20 protein-coding genes are annotated in these 24,557 nt (G+C 42.7%); 16 read left to right on the top strand and 4 right to left on the bottom strand.

Annotated features, from left to right (window positions below; translation table 11 throughout):
* Nucleotide 1 precedes the first annotated feature (1 nt).
* Entirely contained in the window at nucleotides 2-1,576 is a 1,575-nt protein-coding gene (gene ilvA, locus PR767_RS04960) for a threonine ammonia-lyase, biosynthetic (RefSeq protein ID WP_004907259.1), read from the top strand.
* Here the strand turns inward: ilvA and ilvY are convergent.
* On the bottom strand, nucleotides 1,568-2,464 hold the full coding sequence (gene ilvY / locus PR767_RS04955; RefSeq protein WP_004906122.1) for an HTH-type transcriptional activator IlvY: 897 nt from the start codon (nucleotides 2,462-2,464) through the stop codon (nucleotides 1,568-1,570). The two genes, ilvA and ilvY, sit on opposite strands and share 9 nt — an antisense overlap.
* A 173-nt stretch (nucleotides 2,465-2,637) precedes the next feature.
* On the opposite strand from ilvY, the gene ilvC reads away from it, so the two are divergent.
* Nucleotides 2,638-4,110, top strand: coding sequence for a ketol-acid reductoisomerase (ilvC, locus tag PR767_RS04950; protein ID WP_004907263.1), 1,473 nt, complete (start codon nucleotides 2,638-2,640; stop codon nucleotides 4,108-4,110).
* 11 nt (nucleotides 4,111-4,121) lie between these two features.
* On the opposite strand, the gene PR767_RS04945 is transcribed toward ilvC, so the two are convergent.
* Nucleotides 4,122-4,259, bottom strand: coding sequence for a hypothetical protein (locus PR767_RS04945; RefSeq protein ID WP_155242194.1), 138 nt, complete (start codon nucleotides 4,257-4,259; stop codon nucleotides 4,122-4,124).
* Nucleotides 4,260-4,493: 234 nt separating this feature from the next.
* Here PR767_RS04945 and rep point away from each other — a divergent pair, with 234 nt between their 5' ends.
* On the top strand, nucleotides 4,494-6,518 hold the full coding sequence (gene rep / locus PR767_RS04940; protein ID WP_109912167.1) for a DNA helicase Rep: 2,025 nt from the start codon (nucleotides 4,494-4,496) through the stop codon (nucleotides 6,516-6,518).
* A 52-nt stretch (nucleotides 6,519-6,570) separates the two neighbouring features.
* On the opposite strand, the gene gppA is transcribed toward rep, so the two are convergent.
* Together gppA and rhlB are read right to left on the bottom strand one after the other, a co-directional pair.
* Nucleotides 6,571-8,073 (bottom strand): guanosine-5'-triphosphate,3'-diphosphate diphosphatase, encoded by a 1,503-nt coding sequence (gene gppA / locus PR767_RS04935; protein WP_004907271.1) that lies wholly within the window; start codon nucleotides 8,071-8,073, stop codon nucleotides 6,571-6,573.
* Nucleotides 8,074-8,084: 11 nt separating this feature from the next.
* Nucleotides 8,085-9,371: an ATP-dependent RNA helicase RhlB gene (gene rhlB, locus PR767_RS04930; protein ID WP_004907274.1), complete on the bottom strand. Its 1,287-nt coding sequence runs from the start codon at nucleotides 9,369-9,371 to the stop codon at nucleotides 8,085-8,087.
* Nucleotides 9,372-9,488: 117 nt separating this feature from the next.
* Between rhlB and trxA the strand changes: the two genes are divergently transcribed.
* The 13 genes from trxA to wzyE all read left to right on the top strand — a co-directional run bounded on the left by trxA (nucleotide 9,489) and on the right by wzyE (nucleotide 24,553).
* A complete protein-coding gene (trxA, locus tag PR767_RS04925) occupies nucleotides 9,489-9,815 on the top strand; it encodes a thioredoxin TrxA (RefSeq protein ID WP_004907277.1) in 327 nt (108 codons plus the stop codon).
* A 718-nt stretch (nucleotides 9,816-10,533) separates the two neighbouring features.
* On the top strand, nucleotides 10,534-11,793 hold the full coding sequence (rho, locus tag PR767_RS04920) for a transcription termination factor Rho (RefSeq protein WP_004906109.1): 1,260 nt from the start codon (nucleotides 10,534-10,536) through the stop codon (nucleotides 11,791-11,793).
* 629 nt (nucleotides 11,794-12,422) lie between these two features.
* Nucleotides 12,423-13,508 carry a UDP-N-acetylglucosamine--undecaprenyl-phosphate N-acetylglucosaminephosphotransferase gene (wecA, locus tag PR767_RS04915; protein WP_004907283.1) on the top strand — a complete coding sequence of 362 codons (1,086 nt, stop codon included), beginning with the start codon at nucleotides 12,423-12,425 and terminating at the stop codon, nucleotides 13,506-13,508.
* Nucleotides 13,509-13,537: 29 nt separating this feature from the next.
* Complete coding sequence (gene wzzE / locus PR767_RS04910; protein WP_004907286.1) at nucleotides 13,538-14,596, top strand: ECA polysaccharide chain length modulation protein; 1,059 nt, start codon at nucleotides 13,538-13,540, stop codon at nucleotides 14,594-14,596.
* 97 nt (nucleotides 14,597-14,693) lie between these two features.
* A complete protein-coding gene (gene wecB / locus PR767_RS04905; protein WP_004907290.1) occupies nucleotides 14,694-15,824 on the top strand; it encodes a non-hydrolyzing UDP-N-acetylglucosamine 2-epimerase in 1,131 nt (376 codons plus the stop codon).
* Nucleotides 15,821-17,083: a UDP-N-acetyl-D-mannosamine dehydrogenase gene (gene wecC, locus PR767_RS04900; RefSeq protein ID WP_004907293.1), complete on the top strand. Its 1,263-nt coding sequence runs from the start codon at nucleotides 15,821-15,823 to the stop codon at nucleotides 17,081-17,083. The genes wecB and wecC overlap by 4 nt, the downstream gene beginning before the upstream one ends.
* The gene (rffG, locus tag PR767_RS04895; RefSeq protein ID WP_181937065.1) at nucleotides 17,074-18,147 is read left to right on the top strand and encodes a dTDP-glucose 4,6-dehydratase; all 1,074 of its coding nucleotides are present in this window, start codon (nucleotides 17,074-17,076) and stop codon (nucleotides 18,145-18,147) included. The genes wecC and rffG overlap by 10 nt, the downstream gene beginning before the upstream one ends.
* A gap of 8 nt (nucleotides 18,148-18,155) precedes the next feature.
* Nucleotides 18,156-19,037 carry a glucose-1-phosphate thymidylyltransferase RfbA gene (gene rfbA / locus PR767_RS04890; protein ID WP_109912165.1) on the top strand — a complete coding sequence of 294 codons (882 nt, stop codon included), beginning with the start codon at nucleotides 18,156-18,158 and terminating at the stop codon, nucleotides 19,035-19,037.
* Nucleotides 19,015-19,755 (top strand): dTDP-4-amino-4,6-dideoxy-D-galactose acyltransferase, encoded by a 741-nt coding sequence (rffC, locus tag PR767_RS04885; RefSeq protein WP_109912164.1) that lies wholly within the window; start codon nucleotides 19,015-19,017, stop codon nucleotides 19,753-19,755. The genes rfbA and rffC overlap by 23 nt, the downstream gene beginning before the upstream one ends.
* On the top strand, nucleotides 19,742-20,872 hold the full coding sequence (gene rffA, locus PR767_RS04880; protein ID WP_004907307.1) for a dTDP-4-amino-4,6-dideoxygalactose transaminase: 1,131 nt from the start codon (nucleotides 19,742-19,744) through the stop codon (nucleotides 20,870-20,872). The genes rffC and rffA overlap by 14 nt, the downstream gene beginning before the upstream one ends.
* The gene (gene wzxE / locus PR767_RS04875; RefSeq protein ID WP_272519959.1) at nucleotides 20,872-22,122 is read left to right on the top strand and encodes a lipid III flippase WzxE; all 1,251 of its coding nucleotides are present in this window, start codon (nucleotides 20,872-20,874) and stop codon (nucleotides 22,120-22,122) included. The genes rffA and wzxE overlap by 1 nt, the downstream gene beginning before the upstream one ends.
* Nucleotides 22,119-23,201 carry a TDP-N-acetylfucosamine:lipid II N-acetylfucosaminyltransferase gene (locus tag PR767_RS04870; RefSeq protein WP_004907311.1) on the top strand — a complete coding sequence of 361 codons (1,083 nt, stop codon included), beginning with the start codon at nucleotides 22,119-22,121 and terminating at the stop codon, nucleotides 23,199-23,201. The genes wzxE and PR767_RS04870 overlap by 4 nt, the downstream gene beginning before the upstream one ends.
* A complete protein-coding gene (gene wzyE, locus PR767_RS04865; protein ID WP_004907313.1) occupies nucleotides 23,198-24,553 on the top strand; it encodes an ECA oligosaccharide polymerase in 1,356 nt (451 codons plus the stop codon). Before PR767_RS04870 ends, wzyE begins: the two co-directional genes overlap by 4 nt.
* The last annotated feature ends 4 nt before the right edge of the window (nucleotides 24,554-24,557 follow it).

Below are 24,557 nucleotides of genomic sequence, written 5' to 3'. Positions count from 1 at the left end.
TGTGGCAGCAGCAAAACCATTACCGGTTGCCCCAACCGGAGCAGATTACTTAAAAGCGGCGCTGAGTGCGCCGGTTTATGAAGCTGCGCAAGTAACGCCTCTTCAACAGATGGATAAAATATCTTCACGCTTGGGGAATACCATTTTAGTCAAGCGTGAAGATAGGCAGCCAGTACATAGCTTTAAGCTTCGTGGGGCTTACGCCATGATTGCAAATTTAACCGAAGAGCAAAAAAGCAAAGGTGTGGTGACAGCTTCTGCGGGGAACCACGCTCAAGGCGTTGCGTTATCAGCAAATCGTGTTGGTGTGAAAGCAAAAATAGTCATGCCAGTTGCGACAGCGGATATCAAAGTGGATGCAGTACGAAGCTTTGGTGGTGAAGCTATTTTACATGGCGCTAATTTTGATGAAGCGAAAGCGAAAGCCATTGCAATGGCCGCAGAGGATGGCTATACCTTCGTTCCACCTTTTGACCACCCTTCAGTGATTGCGGGGCAAGCTACGATAGCTCTCGAGCTATTGCAACAGGATGTGCATTTAGATCGAATTTTTATTCCTGTAGGAGGCGGTGGGTTAATTGCGGGCGTTGCTGTGATTATTAAGCAGTTAATGCCTGAAATTAAAATCATTGGTGTGGAGTCTGAAGATGCCGCTTGTTTAAAAGCCGCGTTAGAGGCTGGGCATCCTGTTGATTTACCACGTGTTGGCCTATTCGCAGAAGGAGTGGCAGTAAAGCGTATTGGAGATGAAACCTTCAGGTTGTGCCAGCAGTATGTTGACGATGTTATCACTGTTGACAGTGATTCCATTTGTGCTGCATTGAAAGATATTTTTGAAGATGTTCGCGCGATAGCAGAGCCTTCGGGCGCTTTAGCATTGGCCGGATTAAAAAAATACGTACAGCAGCATAACATTAAAGGTGAACGTTTAGCGCATATTTTGTCCGGTGCGAATATGAATTTCCATGGGCTGCGTTATGTTTCTGAACGCTGTGAAATTGGTGAACAACGAGAAGCTTTACTCGCAGTAACCATTCCTGAGCAAAAAGGCAGTTTCTTACGTTTTTGCCAGTTATTAGGCCATCGAGCCATTACGGAGTTTAATTATCGCTATACGGATGCGGACCCTGAACGCGCATGTATTTTTGTTGGGGTGCGTTTAAGTGGCCGTGATGGCGAGCGCTCGGAGATTATCCAAGAGCTTAGAAGTAACGGCTATGAAGTCGATGATTTATCAGATGATGAAATGGCAAAACTTCATGTGCGTTATATGATTGGTGGGCGTCCATCAAAGCCATTAGACGAAAGGTTATATAGCTTTGAATTTCCAGAATCTCCAGGTGCATTGTTGAGATTCCTAGAAACCCTAGGGACTCATTGGAATATAACGTTATTTCATTACCGTAGCCATGGTACAGATTATGGACGTGTGCTGGCGGCATTTGAACTGGCTGGGCCAGAAGTGCGTTTTGATAGGCATCTTGATGCGCTAGGTTATGAATATCATGATGAAACAGGAAACCCCTCTTTCCGTTTTTTCTTAGCACCACAAGATAACCAAAGAACTTTAGATTGAATTGTCTGGGAGTAACTCCCAAAACGCTTTAATTAATGGTTCACTCAGGCGTTTGCTTAATAGGCAAACGCCGAGCTCAAAAGGTTCTACCATTGAAATATTATCGAGCTGTGAAATACGGCTGCGTACGGGTTCTGGGCTGTTATCAACAACCACACTGGGAATTAAGGCGATACCGCACCCCAAAGCGACCATTGATACAATAGCTTCATGGCCTGAGACCGTCGCATAAATGACAGGGTTATTGATATTATGGCGACGGAACCAGAGCTCGATACGTTTACGGGATGGGCCGTGCTCAGGCAGGATAAAAGGGACGGTAGACCAATCAGGTTCAGCCTCTGTTACCATGCTTCGTACTGCACAGGGTAGTGATGGGGCAATCAAAACGAGAGGGATTTCGCCGATTTTTGCAAAACGGACGTTATCGGGTAAGCGCTCGGGTTTCCCTGCAATACCAAGATCAGCCTCATGAGTTTCCACTTTTTCAACGGCATCAGCTGCGTCACCTGTCGTGAGTTTAATTTCAACTAGTGGATGTAGCGCACGGAATTTGTCTAAAACTTCGGGTAAATGACTATAAGCTGCCGTAACTGAGCAAAAAAGATGCAGTTCCCCACTAAGTGATGGGCTTTGCTGATTGAGAGCATGTTGTAGTTGTTGATATTGCAATAATGTTTGTTGGGCAAATTGCTTAAGGTGCTCTCCTGCTTGGGTCAATTTAACTGAGCGGTTATCGCGCACAAATAGCGGATGACCAAGCTGTTCTTCGAGGCGTTGTATTTGGCGAGACAATGTGGAAGGGCTGACATGCATCGCTTTAGATGTGCGCCCGAAGTGGCAACTTTGTGCTAAATGCAAAAAAAGCTTGAGATCACGAATGTCCATTTTGCCCTCTAATAACATAATTAATGATGTTGCAGATATTGCAACATTGTATTGTTAATATATCAATTTAAGCAATGCTAAACATCGCATATAGTAAATCCATAAACGCTCAAAAATGAGCGACAGACAGACTGTCTGACATAACGAACACAACAGAACAATGGAGTATGACAATGGCGAATTATTTTAACACATTGAATTTACGTGAGCAGTTAGCTCAATTAGGTAAGTGCCGTTTTATGCAGCGCGAAGAATTTGCGGATGAAGCGGGCTTCCTGAAAGGTAAAAAAATCGTCATCGTTGGTTGTGGGGCACAAGGTTTGAACCAAGGCCTGAATATGCGTGATTCAGGTTTAGATATTGCTTATGCATTACGTGATGAAGCAATTGCAGAGAAACGTGCTTCATGGCGTAAAGCGACAGAAAATGGCTTCAAAGTTGGCACTTATGAAGAATTGATCCCTACCGCTGATTTGGTTGTTAACTTAACGCCGGACAAACAGCATTCAGCCGTTGTTCGCGCTGTTCAGCCTATGATGAAACAAGGTGCAGCACTGGGTTATTCACATGGATTCAACATTGTTGAAGTTGGTGAAGAAATTCGTAAAGACATTACTGTTGTGATGGTAGCGCCAAAATGCCCAGGTACCGAAGTTCGTGAAGAATACAAGCGTGGTTTTGGTGTTCCAACTCTGATTGCAGTACACCCAGAGAATGACCCGAAAGGTGAGGGGATGGCGATTGCTAAAGCATGGGCGGCAGCGACTGGTGGCCACCGTGCCGGTGTTCTGGAGTCTTCGTTTGTTGCAGAAGTTAAGTCTGACCTGATGGGTGAGCAAACTATTCTGTGTGGTATGTTACAAGCAGGCGCATTACTGAGCTATGACAAAATGGTTGCTGACGGTGTTGAGCCAGGCTATGCAGGTAAATTAATTCAGTTTGGTTGGGAAACTATCACCGAAGCGCTGAAACAAGGTGGTATCACGCTGATGATGGACCGTTTGTCTAACCCTGCAAAAGTTCGTGCTTATGCATTATCTGAACAACTGAAAACTATCATGGCGCCATTGTTCCAAAAACATATGGATGACATCATTTCAGGCGAATTTTCTGCAACCATGATGGCAGACTGGGCAAATGATGATAAAAACTTGCTGACATGGCGTGAAGAGACAGGCAAAACGGCATTCGAAAATTACCCTGAATATGAAGGGAAAATTGCGGAACAAGAATACTTTGACCACGGTGTTTTGTTAGTTGCTATGGTTAAAGCGGGCGTTGAATTAGCGTTCGATACGATGTTAGAAGCGGGTATCTTAGAAGAATCAGCTTACTATGAGTCCCTGCATGAGTTACCACTGATTGCAAATACCATTGCTCGTAAGCGTTTATATGAAATGAACGTGGTTATTTCAGACACAGCAGAATACGGTAACTATCTGTTCTCATTTGCAGCTGTGCCAATGCTGAAAGAATTCATGACTAAATTACAAGCGGGCGATTTAGCGAAGCCAGTTGCAGATAATGGCACTGATAACGCACAGTTACGTGATATCAACGAAGCTATCCGTAACCATCCTATCGAGAAAATCGGTAAGACGTTACGTGGTTATATGACGGATATGAAGAAGATTGCGGTCGGCTAACTCATTTTTCGTCACTCTTCGCGTGATAGGCGCGTTGGCTGCACTCGGTTACCCAAGTCACATACTTGTGTATTCTCTTTGGGATAACCTAATTTTTCGTCGCTCTTCGCGTGATAGGTGCGTTGGCTACACTCGGTTACCCAAGTCACATACTCGTGTATGCTCCTTGGGATAGCCTCCTTTGCCGCCTTCCTCTAACGCGAATAGTTTAGAAAAATGTATTGGTGGTATAAAAGAAAAAGAACAAAACCACATCATTTCTGATGAATGATGTGGTTTTTTGTTTTTTATAAATAGAGAAGATCGTTGCTCAAGAGTTGGGTCGGTTTCTGCTACAATCTGTAGCGAATTCCTTTTTGAATAACTAAGTGATGTAGAAAACCATGCGATTAAACCCAAGCCAGCAGCAGGCAGTTGAATATGTAGAGGGTCCATGCCTTGTGTTAGCTGGGGCTGGGTCAGGTAAAACGCGTGTTATCACGAATAAAATTGCGCATTTAATTCGCCAATGCGGTTATCAGCCTCGACAAATTGCAGCGGTGACTTTCACCAATAAAGCGGCGCGGGAAATGAAAGAGCGCGTGGCTCAAACCTTGGGGAAAAAAGAAGCACGCGGTTTGATCATATCCACCTTCCATACATTAGGGTTGGAAATCATTAAGCGTGAATATAAAGCGCTGGGTATTAAAGCCAATTTTTCGCTATTTGACGACCAAGATCAGATGGCATTATTGAAAGAACTTACCTTTGATTTATTGGAAGAGGATAAAGACTTACTCAAACAATTGATCTCAGCGATCTCAAATTGGAAAAATGATCTTATCTCGCCACAACAAGTGATAGGCCAAGCACGGAGTGAGAAAGAGCATCACTTTGCGGAGTGTTATCGCCGCTATGAACTTCATCTGAAAAGTTGCAATGTGCTGGATTTTGACGATTTAATCAGCAAGCCTACCTTGTTGTTATACCAAAATGAAGAAGTTCGCGAGCGTTGGCAGCAAAAAATTCGTTACTTGCTGGTGGACGAGTACCAAGATACCAATACGAGTCAATATCAGTTGGTTAAATTGCTTGTGGGGCAGCGAGCAAGGTTTACGGTTGTGGGCGATGACGATCAGTCAATCTATTCATGGCGTGGAGCAAGGCCACAAAACTTGGTTTTATTGAATCAAGATTTCCCTAAATTAAATGTCATTAAGCTTGAGCAGAATTACCGCTCATCAGAACGAATTTTAAAAGCGGCGAATATTTTAATTGCCAATAATCCTCATGTATTTGAAAAAAAATTATTTTCTGAATTAGGGTATGGAGCGCCACTTAAAGTCCTGACCGCGAATAATGAAGATCATGAAGCTGAAAGAGTGATTGGGGAGCTTATCGCACATCACTTTATTAATAAGACGGAATATAAAGATTACGCCATTTTGTATCGTGGCAACCATCAATCACGTATTTTTGAAAAAATGTTGATGCAAAACCGTATTCCGTATCGGATTTCAGGGGGGACTTCATTTTTCTCTCGCCCTGAAATCAAAGACTTGTTAGCTTATTTGCGAGTGCTTACTAACCCCGAAGATGATAGTGCATTCTTGCGTATTGTTAATACTCCGCGTCGAGAAATTGGCCCTAAAACTATCCAAAAACTTGGGGAGTGGGCAAACCAGCGGGGTAAAAGTTTATATCAAGCCAGCTTTGATTTAGGGCTTGAACAAATCTTAAAAGGCAAAGGATTAGAAGCATTACAGCGTTTCACTCATTGGATGGACAGTATTGTACGAACGTCGGAGCGTGAGCCTTTAATTGCGGTGCGTGACTTACTGCGTGAAATGGATTATGAAAGCTGGCTATATGAAACGTCGACCAGTACTAAAGCTGCCGAAATGCGAATGAAAAACGTCAACCAACTATTCACATGGATGAGTGAAATGGTTGAAGGCGATGAGCTCAATGACCCAATGACATTGAGCCAAGTGGTTACACGTTTTACGCTGCGCGATATGATGGAGCGTGGTGAGGATGATGAAGAATCAGACCAAGTTCAGCTCATGACGTTACATGCCTCTAAAGGCCTTGAGTTTCCTTATGTTTTTTTGGTTGGCATGGAGGAAGGGCTGCTACCACATCAAAGTAGTATTGATGAAAACAATATTGATGAAGAACGCCGTTTAGCTTATGTAGGAATTACGCGGGCGCAAAGAGAGCTATTCTTTTCTCATTGTCGTGAGCGTCGCCAATATGGTGAATTGATCCGTCCTGAATTAAGCCGTTTTCTCCTTGAATTGCCTCAAGATGATTTACAATGGGAGCAGCAGCGTAAAGTGGTTAGTGCGCAGGAACGTATGCAGAAGGGGCAATCAGCTTTAGCCGATATTAAAGCGCGTTTAGGGTTAAATAAAAAAAGTGAGTAACCGCAACTAATTGAATTTCCACACTAGAGTAGGTCTAGTGTGGAAAATATTATCAATTTGAACTATTACGTTCTTCCAACTCTAAAGCCCAATTTACATAGCCCTGCCATTGAACTTCTTGCTGTAAATTTTCCGCTCGTAGAGGGTGATCGGATAACCAACGATAAGGCAGCGTGATGGTTAGCCTTTGTGCATTCACATTAAGCCTTAGTGCTGGCAAGGTGTCATCACGTCTACGGCTCGCAAAAATAATGGCAAGGCGAAGTAAACGACATAAATTATATGCATGCTGCATAGGGAGCGCATTTTGTTGGCTTAATGGCGTTAAATCAACAGGGCCTTGCTGATTTATCAATAATGCAGCAAGTAACCGCTTTTGAGCTGGGGTAAAACCAGGTAAATCAAGGTGTGTTATGAGGTAGCTAGCGTGCTCGGGGCCTTTACGGAAATCAACACTCAAGCCAATTTCATGTAACGCGCATGCACTGGATAGTAAATCACGACAACGTGTATCTAAGCCCCAATCTTTCGCGACTTGTAAATAAAAATATTCTGCAAGTTGACGAACTCGGCTTGCTTGTTCGATATCGACTTGGAAGCGCCGCTGAATATTGCGAACGGTACGAGCGCGAATATCCTGCTCAATAGGAAGCTGTAGCATGCCATAGACAAGTCCTTCACGAAGTGCTCCGCCAGCGAGTGTCATGTTATCAATTTCTAATGCTTCAAAGATAGCGATCAAAATAGATAATCCGCTTGGAAAAACAAGAGCACGTTCGAAGGTTAGGCCATCAATTTCAAGCTCTTCAAGTTTTTGGCATTGAATGGCTTTACGCTTAAGCTGTTGTAATTTAGAAAGTGTGATCAGTTCATCCATGCCTTGGGCAATCATGATTTCCTGAATTGCTTGTACGGTGCCGGATGCACCAACACAAATCTTCCACCCATGTGTCTTAAGTGCATCTGCAATAGGGGCGATGACATTATGGGCAGCGGCTTGAGCTGCTGAGAAGTTTTCTTCTGTTAAACTTCTATCGCCAAAGTAGCGCTCAAGCCAAGTTACACAACCCATTTCAAGACTATAGAGTTGCTCCGCTTTTGCGCCTGTACCTGTAACGAGCTCAGTACTTCCTCCGCCAATATCAACTACTAAACGTTGGTCTGGCCCGCCAGTTGTATGTGCAACACCTTGATAAATTAAGCGAGCTTCTTCTTCTCCTTGAATAACTTTTACAGGGTTTCCTAAAATTTGGCTGGCTTTTTCGATGAAAATATCGGCATTTTTAGCTAAACGCAAAGTCGCAGTTGCGACAACACGAATTTGTGTATTCGGAATATCTTGTAAGTGTTCCGAAAACAGGCGTAAACATTGCCAGCCTCGCTCCATTGCTTGCTCAGAAAGTAGGTTGTTGTTGTCTAAACCTGCGGCAAGACGAACTTTGCGCTTAACCCTAGAGATTACCTGAATGCTACCAGCAGTTTCACGTACGACTAGCATATGAAAACTGTTTGAGCCTAAATCGATGGCGGCATAAAGAGAAGAAGATTTCAGCATATCGTTTTTACTCAGCCTGGACGTTTATGGTTGTTACGTGGGCCATTGTGGCGACGCTGCGAATTCGAATTACGACGTGGGCCTCCAGGGCGTGGGCGATGGCGGCGTTTTGGCGCAGGTAAATCACTCAATAATGCATCACTGTTATATTTACTAACAGGGATTGAGTGTTGGATATACTCTTCAATAGCAGGCAGGTTAAGTGAATATTCTTCACACGCTAAGCTAATTGAGTTTCCACTTTCACCCGCACGACCCGTACGGCCAATACGGTGTACGTAATCTTCGCAGTCATCAGGTAAGTCGTAGTTAAATACATGAGTTACTGATGGAATATGTAAACCACGAGCTGCAACATCAGTTGCCACTAAAATATCTAAATGGCCTTGTGTGAATTGCTCTAATATACGCAGTCGTTTTTTCTGTGCGACATCGCCAGTTAATAAACCTACACGATGGCCATCGGCAGCTAAATGCGCCCAAATATCATCACAACGGTGTTTTGTATTGGCGAAAATAATACAACGCTCTGGCCACTCTTCTTCAAGAAGCGTTTGGAGCAGGCGCATTTTTTCTTCATTAGAAGGGTAAAATAGCTCTTCTTTGATACGGTGACCTGTTTTTTGCAAAGGTTCGACCTCAACATATTCAGGGTTGTTCATTTGTTCGAAGGCTAATTCTCTGACTCGGTAAGATAAAGTTGCAGAAAACAGCAAATTAAGCCTTTCTGCGGCACCTGGCATACGACGGAAAATCCAGCGGATATCTTTAATAAATCCAAGGTCATACATGCGGTCGGCTTCATCAAGTACCACAACCTGAATCGCACTTAGGTCGACATGGCCTTGTTTTGCGTAGTCGATTAAACGGCCAGTTGTACCAATGAGGATATCAACACCGTTTTGTAAAACCTTAAGTTGCTCATCATAGCCGTCACCACCGTATGCTAGCCCCATTTTCAGGCCAGTGTACTCAGCTAGCTCTTTAGCATCCGAATAAATTTGTACTGCGAGTTCGCGTGTCGGCGCCATGATTAGTGCACGAGGCTGGTTCGCTTTTTTACCCTCGATAGCTGGGTGAGTTAATAAATAATGAAATGTAGACGTTAAAAAAGCTAACGTTTTACCTGTACCAGTTTGCGCTTGACCCGCCACGTCTTTGCCTTCGACAGTAAAAGGCAAGGTGGACGCCTGTATAGGCGTGCAAAAATTGAAGCCTTTTTTATTCAGTGCTTCAATGACTTTAGGGTGCAATGCGAAGTCGGAAAACTTCTTTTCTGTCAAGTGTGCTTTACTCATAGTATGTTAGAATATCAGTTAACGGTTGGTTTACGAAAGTGTATCTTTTGAAATAAAGCATACTGCTGCCAATAATGTTACACTAAGTCTGCAAAAGATGATCCTTTGGAGTACAACATGAGCGATAAAATTATACATATAACTGATGCAAGTTTTGCAACTGAAGTTCTGAACGCAAGTTCACCTGTTCTCGTCGATTTTTGGGCAGCATGGTGTGGTCCTTGTAAAATGATCGCGCCTATTCTTGATGAAGTTGCTGAAGAATATACAGGCAAACTGACTATCGCAAAACTGAATATTGATGAAAACCCAGGTACCGCTCCAAAATATGGAATTCGTGGTATCCCGACCTTGCTTTTATTCAAAAATGGTGAAGTCGCAGCAACGAAAGTCGGTGCATTATCAAAAACGCAACTGAAAGAATTTTTAGACGAAAATCTGTAAGTTATCGTTATATGTAAGCTAAAACGTTTAGCGGTATATCTATTTTATCTAGAGAGCCGCTAGACGTCTTCACTTAAGCATGATAAGTTATCCTCATTCCTCGTATAGCACCCATATGAATTACCTTGTATTCCATTGCTCTTATCTTACATATATAGCTTGTTAGTTCAGTATTGTGATGATTGTTTCGTAATGATTGTTATTGATCAAAAACTGATGGCGTAATGATTTTAAATATGAAAATTGAAAGTTTAGACATTGAGTTATAGTCGTATTCAATATCTTTGATTTCAATGTATCTCTCATATGAATTAAAGATAGTGCGTAAACGAACATAATGAAATTCAATATTTTTATATCATAGGGATGTAAAAATGAAGTGGGAGAAGGTTGGCACTTAGCAGTTATGTGTTTTTTAATGCTAATCTGCCATTAAATTTGCGATATTGGGATGGATGTTGTCCTAAATGTACAAAAAACTATTGCTAATATTGCGTGTGTTTCTAATAATATGTCACACATCATCAAGATGAGATGCATTCAGATGTTAGAGCAATCTTAGTAATGGCTAGCACAAGATTTTTTGCATTGTTGTTTGCTTTTGGTAAAAATTAGTGAGCAACAGGGCAGTATAAAGTTAAACTGGCACTTAATAATAAGCTGCCGTCAATTTACGTTCATAGTTCGAGAATTACCCCGAGTTAAAGAACCCACCATTATGAATCTTACCGAATTAAAAAATACGCCAGTATCAGAATTGATTACGTTAGGCGAAAACATGGGGCTAGAGAACTTAGCCCGTATGAGAAAGCAGGATATTATTTTCTCTATCTTGAAGCAGCATGCGAAAAGTGGCGAAGATATTTTCGGCGATGGCGTACTGGAAATATTGCAGGATGGATTTGGTTTCCTCCGTTCAGCAGACAGTTCTTACCTCGCAGGTCCTGATGATATCTACGTTTCTCCTAGCCAAATCCGCCGTTTTAACCTACGCACAGGTGACACAATCTCAGGGAAAATTCGTCCACCTAAAGAAGGTGAACGTTACTTTGCTCTCCTGAAAGTCAATGAAGTTAACTACGACAAACCTGAAAATGCCCGCAGTAAAATTCTATTCGAAAACCTAACCCCATTACATGCAAACCGTCGTCTGCGTATGGAACGTGGTAATGGTTCAACTGAGGATTTAACTGCACGTGTATTGGACCTTGCGGCTCCAATCGGTCGTGGTCAACGTGGTTTGATTGTTGCTCCACCGAAAGCGGGTAAAACAATGTTACTGCAAAATATTGCAGCAAATATTGCACACAATTACCCTGATTGCGTTCTGATGGTTCTGCTAATTGATGAGCGCCCAGAGGAAGTGACAGAAATGCAACGTTTGGTCAAAGGTGAAGTTATTGCTTCAACATTTGATGAGCCTGCTGCACGTCACGTTCAAGTTGCTGAAATGGTAATTGAAAAAGCAAAACGTCTAGTTGAACATAAAAAAGACGTTATCATTTTACTCGACTCTATTACGCGTCTAGCCCGTGCATATAACACCGTAGTACCTTCGTCTGGTAAAGTATTAACCGGTGGTGTGGATGCGAATGCATTACACCGTCCAAAACGTTTCTTCGGTGCTGCTCGTAATGTTGAAGAAGGTGGAAGCCTGACAATCATTGCAACGGCACTGGTTGATACCGGTTCGAAAATGGATGAAGTTATTTACGAGGAATTTAAAGGTACAGGTAACATGGAACTGCACCTTTCTCGTAAAATTGCAGAAAAACGTGTGTTCCCTGCAATAGACTACAATCGTTCAGGTACGCGTAAAGAAGAGTTACTTACATCGCAAGATGAATTACAAAAAATGTGGATCTTACGTAAGATTATTCATCCAATGGGCGAAATAGATGCGATGGAGTTCCTCATTAGTAAGTTAGCGATGACGAAAACCAACGAAGAGTTCTTTGACTTTATGAAAAGAGCCTAGCCGTTAAGGTTCGCTGTGTTTTATAAATAGGTGCCAGTTATGGCACCTATTTTTTTGTTTTTATACACCGCGTTAGTTCATAAAAATTAAAACATATCATATTAAATCAGGCCTAATATTTTGCCGATTTAGTTTCAATAGATTAAGATGATGTTTTATTACTTTGTTTATAAATAACGTTAAATAAATAGGCGAAGTTTTTATTAAAAATTAATAATGCACTATAAAAATATCAGTAATATGATGTTAACATTATGAATCAAAAGAAAAATGTTATGTTTATATTTGTTTTGTGACTAGTGTTAAATTTATTTTCATCACTTTATTATTTAATCATCGAGTGCTTATTTAAGCACCAGTCGATTAACTCGATTCTAGAGTGTTGTTTTTATGGCATGCATATTGCAGCTATTCAGTATAAAATTACGGGATGTTTCGTTATTAAATCAAACACCCTAATAAAGTGTAAGAACTAATAATGTTGCAGGAATTTCTTTATGAATAAAGATTCGTCTTATAGCAGATTTCAGTACCAAGATGATAATGCATTGGCTCCTGCTTGTTTATCGGCATTTGCCAAAAAAAATTTAGTTTTGAAAGTTAAATATAAAGATTAAGAGAGTCGAACAGTGGACACCATACACTTTGTAACCAATCTCTTCTACGTTTTCTTGTTTTCATTAGTTTTTATTTTTCTGGCTCGAGTTGTTGCAATAAAAATCGGGTTGGTTGATAAGCCTAATTTCAGAAAGAAACATGTAGGATTAGTTCCCCTTGTTGGGGGAATTTCCGTTTTCTTTGGGATCTGTTTTGCATTTTATATTACAGGTGAATACATTCCTCATAAGTGGCTATATATCGCTTGTGCGGGGTTATTGGTCTTTATTGGCGCATTAGATGATAGGTTTGATATCAGTGTGAAATTAAGGGCTGGTATTCAAGCAGTCGTTGCCGTTGTTATGATGACAGCGGCAGGATTGAAACTTGAGTCACTCGGTCATGCCTTTGGACCATGGGAACTCGTACTTGGCCCATTCGGTTATATCGTTACCTTATTTGCAGTATGGGCAGCAATCAATGCTTTTAACATGGTTGATGGTATTGACGGGTTACTCGGTGGTTTATCTTCTGTTTCTTTTGGTGCTCTCGGCTTTTTGCTATATCAAAACGGTAACTATGCGTTAGCATTTTGGTGTTTTGCCTTTATTGCAGCTATTCTTCCTTATATTCTTTTAAATTTAGGCGTGTTAGGTCGCCGTTTTAAAGTCTTCATGGGGGATGCGGGAAGTACACTGATTGGGTTCACGATTATTTGGATCCTTGTGGCTTCGACTCAAGAGGAAGTCCATCCGATTAACCCAGTTACGGCCTTATGGATTATTGCGATCCCTCTAATGGACATGGTTGCCATTATGTATCGCCGTATTCGTAAAGGTATGAGCCCATTTTCACCTGATCGCCAGCACATTCATCATTTAATTATGCGTTCTGGTTTTACACCCAAAGGGGCATTTGTGCTGATTACATTATCAGCGGCTGCTTTAGCGTGTGTTGGTATTATTGGTGAGCACTTAACATTTGTACCTGAATGGGTAATGTTGGCATTATTTTTGCTTGTATTTATGATGTATGGTTACTGCATCAAACGAGCTTGGAAAGTCGCCCGTTTTATTAAGCGAGTGAGACGTAGAGCACGTAGAGGAGCAGTACGGTAACGACAAAACGAAAATAGAGGTTCTGTGCAGTGAATAACTCAGAAACACAACCGAGTCAGCATCAATCGCCAATAGAGCCGGAATTGGATATCCGTGGTTTATGTCGCTCATTGTGGCAAGGTAAAATTTGGATCGTTGCATTTGCCGTTATTTTTGCTGCAATTGCCTTGGGAGCGTCCTATTTTATGCAGCCTAAGTGGAGTGCGACAGCAATTACGGATTTACCCACCGTCAATAATCTGGGAAGTTATTATTCTCAGCAGCAGTTTCTGCGCAACCTCGATTCCCGTATTAATAATACGGGACAAGAAGGGCAATTACCGACAATTGCAAAAGAAGCTTATCAAGAATTCACAAAGCAGCTCGGCTCTTATGATACACGTCGTCAGTTTTGGCTAACTACGGATTACTATAAGCAGCGCTTAGAGAATGACCCTAAAGCAGATGCCGCATTATTGGATGAGCTCATTAACGATATTGAGTTTACGCCAGCAGATGAAGTCAAAAATTTAACCGATAGCATTAAATTAGTGGCGGAAACATCCGCAGATGCGAACCAGCTATTACGTCAATACACTCAGTTTGCTAACCAACGTGCCACAACTAATCTTAACGATGAAATTAAAGGTACTTGGGCAACAAAGATGCAATCCATGAAAGCATTGGTTAAACGCGAAGATATGGTGGCAAAGGCCGCTTACGAACGACGTTTAAACGCGCTGGAGCAAGCACTAAAAGTTGCTGAAAAACAAGGTATTGTACGTAATCAAAGCGCAACACCTGTGGATGAAATTCCAGATTCTAAAATGTTTATGTTAGGTGCCCCTTTATTACAAGCACAGATTGAAACATTGAAAGCAACCGGGCCCGATCACGACAGTGATTACGACCAAAATATTGCCATGTTATCAACATTGAGCGTAGGGCCCACCCTCCAAGATAATTTTCAAGCATATCGCTATTTACGAACTCCAGAAGAGCCTGTTAAACGCGATAGTCCTCGTCGAGCCTTTATGATGGTTCTGTGGGGAGCCATAGGGATGTTAGTAGGTGCCGGAGTGGTACTTGCTCGCCGCCGCCCATCTTGATTTTGGGATAAGCCACTGGTGAATTCATCAGTGGCATATAAAGTTATTAAGATTACAAAAGCAGCTCACTGCGAAAGATAAATATAAGAGAGTCACTGTGAAAGTATTGACTGTATTCGGCACACGACCTGAAGCCATTAAAATGGCACCACTGGTTCATGCATTGGCTGGGGATGCAGACTTTGAAGCCAAAGTTTGTGTTACAGCGCAGCATCGTGAAATGCTAGATCAAGTACTGAAACTGTTTGAGATCACGCCAGATTACGATCTCAATATTATGAAACCAGGGCAAGATTTAACGGATATAACTTGTCGTATTCTAGAAGGGTTGAAAAGTGTTTTTGCTGATTTTCAACCGGATGTTGTTCTCGTTCATGGCGATACAGCGACAACGATGGCAACTAGCCTTGCGGCATTTTACCATCGTATACCCGTTGGGCACGTTGAAGCTGGATTACGTACCGGAGACCTGTATTCTCCATGGCCTGAGGAAGCAAATCGTAAAATTGCAGGGCATTTAGCGATGTACCACTTTGCCCCAACCGAAAATTCACGCCAAAATTTGTTAAAAGAATCAATCCCTGACAGCCATATTTTTGTCACCGGTAATAGTGTGATTGATGCGTTATTGTGGGTACGTGATAAAGTCATGAGCGACCAGTATATGATGGAAAAACTGGCCGCAAATTATCCGTTTATCGACCCAAATAAAAAAATGATTTTAGTCACAGGACACCGTCGTGAAAGTTTCGGTGGTGGCTTTGAACGTATTTGTCATGCTTTGGCAGAAATTGCACAAGCGCATCCAGACGTGCAAGTTGTCTACCCTGTTCACTTAAATCCAAATGTGAGTGAACCTGTTAAGCGTATATTGCATGATATTGATAATATTATTTTAATTAGCCCTCAAGACTACCTACCGTTTGTTTATTTGATGAACCATGCTTATTTGATTCTAACAGACTCAGGTGGTATTCAAGAGGAAGCGCCTTCTCTCGGTAAACCTGTTTTGGTGATGAGAGATACCACAGAACGACCTGAAGCTGTTGATGCAGGTACTGTTCGTCTTGTGGGAACAGATACACAAAAAATTGTGAAAGAAGTTAATCGGTTACTGACAGATGACGCGGAATATCACGAAATGAGCCGCGCACATAACCCATATGGGGATGGTCATGCTTGTCAGCGTATTCTTGCAGCATTGAAAAGTAATCAGGTGAAATTATGAGTTTTGAAACTATTTCTGTTATTGGCCTTGGTTATATCGGTTTACCAACAGCAGCCGCCTTTGCATCACGTAAAAAACAAGTGGTTGGTGTCGATGTGAACCAACATGCCGTTGATACTATTAATCAGGGAAAAATCCACATTGTGGAGCCAGAACTGGATATCGTGGTCAAAAAAGCGGTTGAAGAAGGCCACCTGAAAGCCTTTACTAAGCCGCAACCTGCGGATGCTTATCTGATTGCTGTGCCTACGCCATTTAAAGGCGAGCACGAACCTGATCTCGCCTATGTGCGTGCAGCCGCAGAATCCGTTGCTCCCGTGCTGAAGAAAGGCGATTTAGTCATTCTTGAGTCGACATCGCCAGTAGGTACAACAGAGCAAATGGCCGAATGGATGGCCGCAGCTCGTCCTGATTTAACTTTCCCTCATCAAGCTGGCGAAGATGCAGATATCGATGTGGCATACTGCCCTGAGCGTGTGTTACCGGGCCAAGTGATGGTCGAATTAATTAAAAATGACCGTGTTGTTGGTGGTATGACGCCAAAATCCTCTTTGCGCGCAAGTGAGCTATACAATATTTTCCTTGAAGGTGAGTGTGTAATTACTAACTCAAGAACCGCGGAAATGTGTAAGTTAACGGAAAATAGCTTCCGTGATGTGAATATTGCTTTTGCGAATGAATTATCATTAATTTGTGCTGAGCAAGACATCAATGTGTGGGAATTAATCAGCCTAGCGAACCGCCATCCACGTGTTAACATTTTGCAGCCAGGTCCGGGTGTTGGTGGGCACTGCATCGCGGTTGACCCATGGTTTATCGTCGCACAAAATCCAAAACAATCACGCCTTATTCATACCGCTCGTTTAGTCAATGATGGCAAACCAATTTGGGTTGTTGATCAAGTAAAAGCGGCTGTAGCCGATTGCTTAGTGGAAACGGGTAAAAAAGCCAGTGAAGTGACAATCGCCTGTTTTGGCCTGTCATTTAAACCCAATATTGATGATTTACGTGAAAGCCCAGCGATGCACATCACCAAAATGGTGGCGAACTGGAACCCAGGTAAAACGTATGCAGTTGAGCCACACATTCACGAATTACCAACCTCTTTAAAAGGTATTTCTGAGCTGGTTTCGATTGAAAAAGCCGTTAATGAAGCGGATGTGATCTTAATGTTAGTTGACCACAATATGTTCAAAGGCATCCAAGGTTCTGCAATCCCACAAAAATGGGTTGTGGATACAAAAGGAGTATGGCGTTGAAACGCATTTTAATCACTGGAGGCGCCGGGTTTATCGGCTCTGCTGTTGTTCGTCATATTATTGAAAATACTGACGACAGCGCAGTGGTTCTGGATTGTTTAACCTATGCAGGTAACTTAGAGTCCCTCGCAACGGTTGCGAGCAACCCGCGCTATGCTTTTGAGCAGGTGAATATTTGTGATAGAGCTGCATTAGATGCCGTTTTTGAAAAATATCAACCCGATGCAGTGATGCATTTAGCGGCAGAAAGCCATGTTGACCGCTCTATCGATGGTCCAGCGGCATTTATCGAAACGAACATTGTGGGCACTTACACACTGTTAGAGGCGGCACGCCATTACTGGTCCGCATTGAATGATGAGAAAAAAGCAGCTTTCCGTTTTCATCATATCTCAACAGATGAAGTATATGGTGACTTAGAAGGACCTGATGGTTTCTTCACAGAAACAACGCCTTATGCACCAAGTAGCCCATATTCAGCATCGAAAGCATCGAGTGATCATTTAGTTCGTGCTTGGCAAAGAACTTATGGCCTGCCAACGATGATCACTAATTGTTCAAATAACTACGGGCCGTATCATTTTCCAGAGAAATTGATCCCATTAATTATTTTGAACGCCTTAGCGGGTAAGCCTCTGCCTGTTTATGGTAAAGGTGAGCAAATTCGTGACTGGTTGTTTGTTGAAGACCATGCACGAGCACTTCATTTAGTTGCTACAACCGCGCAACCTGGCACCACCTATAATATCGGTGGCCATAATGAGCGCCGTAATATTGACGTTGTAGAAACGATTTGTGAACTGCTTGAAGAGCTACGTCCGCAAAAGCCTGAAGGTGTGGCGCACTACCGTGACTTAATCACGTATGTGAAAGACCGGCCGGGCCACGATATGCGTTATGCGATTGATGCTGCGAAAATTGAGCGCGAATTGGGGTGGACGCCACAAGAAACCTTCGAATCAGGTATTCGCAAAACGGTGCAGTGGTATTTGAACAATGAAACGTGGTGGCGTCGCGTACAAGACGGTTCCTATGCGGGCGAACGTTTAGGTCTAGGAAATTAGGTGACAGTATGAAAGGTATTATATTAGCTGGAGGGTCGGGAACGCGTTTGCACCCTATTACTCGCGGTATTTCTAAACAGTTATTGCCTATCTACGATAAGCCGATGATTTACTACCCGCTTTCAGTTTTGATGTTAGCGGGAGTTCGTGAGATTTTAATTATCTCTACCCCTGACGACTTGCCGATGTTTAAACGTTTATTAGGGGATGGCCATGAGTTTGGGATTGAGCTGAGCTATGCGGAACAGCCATCACCAGACGGCCTTGCGCAAGCGTTTATCATTGGTGAAGAGTTCATTAATGGTGATTCATGCTGCTTAGTATTGGGCGACAATATCTTTTTCGGCCATTCATTTAGCCCAAAATTAAAATCTGTTGCTAAACGAGTAAATGGCGCAACCGTTTTTGGTTACCAAGTGATGGACCCTGAGCGCTTTGGTGTTGTGGAATTTGACGATAATTTTAAAGTACTGTCTATTGAAGAAAAACCGCTTAAACCTAAATCCAATTGGGCGGTGACAGGGTTGTATTTCTATGATTCACAAGTGGTTGAATTTGCAAAACAAGTTAAACCTTCTGAACGCGGTGAATTAGAAATTACGTCAATTAACCAAATGTATTTAGAACGTGGTGAATTAAACGTTGAATTGCTCGGTCGTGGCTTTGCTTGGTTGGATACAGGCACTCACGATAGCCTCATTGAGGCGGGTACTTTTGTACAAACCGTTGAAAAACGCCAAGGCTTCAAAGTGGCTTGTTTAGAAGAAATAGCATGGCGTAATGGCTGGTTGACAGACGAACAAGTCGCTTTTTCAGCGCAACAGCTGAAAAAAACAGGTTATGGGCAATATTTAGAGGATTTATTACGTGTCCGTCCGCGCCAGTATTGAGAGCTTGCCATGGGAGAGCGAATTTTTTCATCGCTCAACAGCAAAGTTGAATTTTACAGGGGATAACCTCGAAACTCTCCTTGCTTATCAAATGGATGAATACAATATAGTGCAAGCAAAAGTCGCAGCGTCTGAAACGCAGCTGATTGATGATTTAGCTGGTATGGGGTTTTCATTTGTTGAAGGTGAAATCGATTTCGCTCTTACTATTGGCACAGAAAATGCTTATTTAAAGGCTGGTTTAACAGCGGAAGACCACGTTATTGTTGCACAAGTGGATGATATCCCTACGTTGCGGCAAGCCGCTGAGTCTGTCTTTAGCAAAAGCCGCTTTAGAGCACCTTGGTACCGTGATGGTGATAGCGGGCAGTTTTATGCGTTGTGGATAGAAAAATCAGTTCTGGGTACGTTTGACCACACTTGTTTACTGGTTAAAGATGCGTCTGGTGCGGTATTGGGCTTCGTGAGTTTGCGGCACCTTGATGCAGAAACGGCACGGGTTGGCCTACTAGCGAAAATGCCAGAAGCGAAAGGGCAAGGTGTGGGGCGTAAGTTGATGTCAGCAGCATTTAATTGGTGTGTGGAACACCAAAAAAGACAGTTAAATGTGGCCACGCAAATCAGTAATGTTGCGGCATTAAATCTTTATTCACGTAGCGGTGCAGCAATTGCCAGTACCGCCTATTGGTTATACAGGGGACAACATGATTCCATTTAATAAACCACCCGTTGTAGGTACTGAATTAGAGTATATGAGACAAGCCATGGAAAGTGGCAAACTGTGTGGTGACGGTGGCTTCACGAAACGTTGTGAAGAATGGATGGAAAAACGATTTAATTGCCCAAAAGTGCAGTTAACGCCATCTTGTACGGCCTCATTAGAAATGGCAGCGATCCTGATTGATACTAAGCCAGGTGATGAAATTATCATGCCAAGCTTTACTTTTGTATCAACCTCTAACGCATTCGTATTACGTGGCGCTAAAATCGTGTTTGTTGATATCCGTCCGGATACCATGAATATCGATGAAACTAAAATTGAAGCTGCAATCACTGAGCGCACACGTGCCATCGTTCCTGTCCACTATGCAGGTGTTGCTTGCGAAATGGACACCATCATGGCTATCGCAAAAAAACACAATTTATTCGTGATTGAAGATGCGGCGCAAGGTGTGATGTCGACGTATAAAGGCAAAGCACTGGGGACTATCGGCCACATTGGCTGCTATAGCTTCCATGAAACTAAAAACTACTCTTCAGGCGGTGAAGGTGGAGCTACGCTTATCAATGATAAAGACCTGATTAGCCGTGCCGAAGTGATCCGTGAAAAAGGGACAAACCGTAGCCAATTTTTCCGTGGTCAAGTCGATAAATACACGTGGCGTGATATCGGCTCAAGCTACTTGTTGTCTGATTTGCAAGCGGCTTACTTATGGGCGCAGTTAGAAGAAGCAGACAAAATTAATGACCGCCGTTTACTACTATGGAAACGTTATGATGAAGCGTTGCAGCCACTGGTTGATGCAGGGCGTTTAGTCCTAGCAACTGTGCCGGAAGGCTTAAAACATAATGCTCATATGTTCTATATCAAACTCAAAGATATCGAAGAGCGTACTGAATTCAACGATTACATGAAATCTCATGGTATTTTGACGGTATTCCACTACGTTGCATTGCACACGAGCCCTGCAGGTATTGAGTTTGGCCGTTTCCATGGTGAAGATAAATACACGACATCAGAAAGTGACCGCTTAGTGCGTTTACCGATGTTCTACAACATGACTGATGACGAGCAGCAGACAGTCATTGAGCGAATCAAAGCGTTCTTTGCCTAATGTCTCTCGCTAAAGCATCGGTTTGGACTGCTGGGTCTACCCTGATTAAAATCGGGGTGGGCCTGTTAATTGTTAAATTATTTGCAGTCTCATTTGGCCCCAGCGGTGTGGGGCTGGCGGGTAACTTCCGCCAATTGATTACTGTACTAGGGGTATTATCAGGTGCAGGAATTTTCAATGGCGTCACAAAATATGTAGCAGAGCACCACCAAGACTCACAAAAATTATGTGCAGTACTGGGAACTTCATCGACGATTATTCTTGGGTTTTCAGCGCTACTTGCGCTTATCTTTTTGCTTTGCAGTGCGCCAATCAGCATGGCGTTATTTGATAGCGAAAAATACAGTTCGGTTATTCAAATTGTTGCCTTAATTCAAATGGGTATCGCGTATGCGAACTATTTTCTGGCTATTTTGAAGGGTTACCGAGACGCATCAGCAAACGCATTAGCCATTATTTTTGGTAGTGTAATTGGTGTAATTGCTTATTATTTATGCTATCTAGTTGGCGGGTATGAAGGTGCATTAGCAGGGTTAGCATTAGTCCCTGCGCTAGTGGTACTGCCTGCGGCTGGGATGATAATTAAACGCAAGCAATTTGCGTTATCGTCATTGAAGCCAGCATGGGACAAAGCGATTGCGACTAATTTAGGCAAATTTACGGTCATGGCGATGCTAACCGCAGTCACACTGCCAGTCGCTTATATCATGATGCGAAATCTGCTCGCCCAAACCTATAGTTGGGATGAAGTGGGGTTATGGACCGGTGTGACCACCATTTCAGATGCCTATTTGCAGTTTATTACCGCGACATTTTCAGTGTATTTATTGCCGACGCTATCGCGTTTGCAGCATAAAAATGAAATTTCCGCAGAGATTGTTAAGGCATTGAAATTTGTTTTACCTGCCGTTGCCGTTGTGAGTTTTACGGTTTGGTTACTACGTGATTTTGCGATTTGGTTGCTGTTCTCAAAAGAATTTACCGGAATGAGAGACCTGTTTGCATGGCAGCTAGTCGGTGATGTATTGAAAGTGGGGGCGTACGTATTTGGCTATTTGGTCATTGCCAAAGCCGCATTGCGTTTTTATGTCCTCACTGAAGTTAGTCAGTTTATATTATTAACGGGCTTTGCGCATTGGCTTATCCCTGAACATGGTGCAGTAGGCGCAACTCAGGCTTATATGGCCACTTATATTGTCTATTTTACTTTATGTTGTTGCGTATTTTTGATTTACCGTAGGCGAGCATGACAACCTTAATACATGTACTGGGATCGAATCTCCCACACCACAACCAGACGGTACTGACGTTTTTTAATGACGTCATTTGCCAAGAAATGGCTCCGTCATCAAAGCCGCATTTTATGGTGGTAAGCGATGATGCGCAGCTTGCTGACGCTTATCCTCAGCTAAAAATAGATGTTTTTGCGAATAAACAGGCCATTGCTAATAGTGTTATACAGCGTGCCAAGGCAGACCGCCGTACTCGCTTTTTCTTTCATGGGCAATTTAACGCCCCTATTTGGCTAGCACTATTATTTGGGCAAATTAAATCCCACCAGTTTTGGTGGCATATATGGGGAGCTGACCTCTATGAAGAGTCTAGCGCTCTAAAATTTAAGTTATTCTATATTTTGCGTCGTTTAGCGCAGAAAAAAGTAGGGCATGTGTGTGCAACACGTGGGGATTTGTGCTATTTCCACCAGTCGAACCCTAAAGTGCCTGCGTCAGTGTTGTATTTCCCAACACGAATGGACCCTGCATTGACAATAAGCGAGCCTAAGGTACGTGAAGGCTCTCAATTGACTATTTTACTGGGTAACTCAGGTGACCGTTCTAATCGCCATGTAGAGGCTCTGAGTGCGATTAAACAGCAATTTGGTGATGAGGTTAAGGTTATTGTCCCTATGGGCTATCCTGCCAATAACCAAAGTTATATCCAACAAGTTGAACAGGCTGCGAGTAGTGAGTTTACCTCAGGGCAAGTGGAAATCCTGAAAGAGCGCATGGAATTTAGCGAGTACCTTAATTTGCTCAAAACCTGTGACCTTGGCTATTTTATTTTTAATCGCCAGCAAGGTGTTGGCACCGTTTGTTTGCTAATCCAATTTGGCATTCCATTTGTAATTAGCCGTCAAAATACCTTTTGGCAGGATTTAACTGCTCAAAATGTCCCAGTCTTTTTCTATGGTGACAACCTGACGACACCGCTAGTGGATGAAGCTCAGCGCCAAATGAGCCTATTAGATAAACACCATATTGAATTTTTTGCTCCCAACTTTATTGAGGGCTGGAAAGCCGTTCTCAGTGCCGTGGAGGAGCGAGCATGACGCTGACGGAATTGGGCGGCTTAGCACTGGTCTACCTGATATCAATTATTTTTATTGGTACTTTGTTATACAAAGAGTTTTTACGGGCTCGGTTTAACTTCAATATTTTCTTTTCCATGCTGTATTTATTGACGTTTTACTTTGGTTTCCCATTAACCTGCGCGTTAGTTTTTCAATTTGATGTTGCCGTTGTGAAGGCTGATTATTTACTTTACGCTCAACTAGCAGCGACTAGTTTTTATGCGATTTATTATGTTGCCTATAAAACTCGACTTTCTAGGCAACCAGACGCACCACGGCGTGCGTTGTTTAGCATGAACAAAGTGGAAACGAATCTAACCTGTCTGTTATTGATACTGGTTGCAGTCGTGACAGTAGGTATCTTTTTCATGCAGAACGGTTTTTTGCTATTTAAGCTAAAATCCTATAGCCAAATTTTCTCCAGCCAGGTTTCTGGCGTGGCATTAAAACGCTTTTTCTATTTCTTCATACCGGCAATGTTGATTGTTTATTTCTTGCGACCAACACAGAAACGCTGGATTTTCTTCCTCGTTAGTACCGTCGCATTTGGTTTCTTGACCTATGTTATTGTCGGAGGAACGAGAGCGAACATCATCATTGCTTTCGCACTCTTCTTATTTATTGGGATTGTCAGAGGTTGGATTACGCTGTGGATGCTAGCCGCGGCTGGGGTCGCCAGTATTGTAGGGATGTTCTGGTTAGCCTTAAAACGCTATGGCTTAGATGTCAGTGGTGCTGAAGCATATTACACTTTCTTGTATTTAACGCGGGATACATTCTCCCCGTGGGAAAACTTAGCATTACTACTAAGCCATTATGATGAGATGGATTTTCAAGGTCTAGCTCCGATTATCCGTGACTTTTATGTTTTCATTCCTTCTTGGGTTTGGCCTGAACGCCCAGACACGGTATTGAACTCTGCCAATTATTTTACGTGGGAAGTGCTGAACAACCATTCTGGGCTGGCAATTTCTCCAACACTGATTGGTTCATTGGTGGTGATGGGCGGAGTGATTTTTATACCCCTCGGAGCTATAGTTGTGGGGCTTATCATCAAATGGTTTGATTGGATCTATGGCATGAGCCTGAAAGAACCAAATCGCTATAAGGCAGCCATTATGCAGGCATTTTGTTTTGGCGCCATTTTCAACATTATTGTTTTGGCTCGTGAAGGCGTGGATTCTTTCGTCTCACGGGTGGTTTTCTTCTGCTTAATATTCGGACTGTGTCTGGTGTTAGCGAAATTACTGTATTGGTTATTTGAAAGTGCAGGGCTTATTCGCACAAAAACAGCTTCTTTTTTAAGAAGCCAACAGCGTGAAAGCCGCTAAAGGA

This window comes from Providencia sp. PROV223, assembly GCF_028479245.1.
Taxonomy (GTDB): domain Bacteria; phylum Pseudomonadota; class Gammaproteobacteria; order Enterobacterales; family Enterobacteriaceae; genus Providencia; species Providencia rettgeri.
The sequence above is the reverse complement of the archived record's forward strand: the minus strand, read 5'-3'. Positions and strand labels throughout refer to the sequence as shown.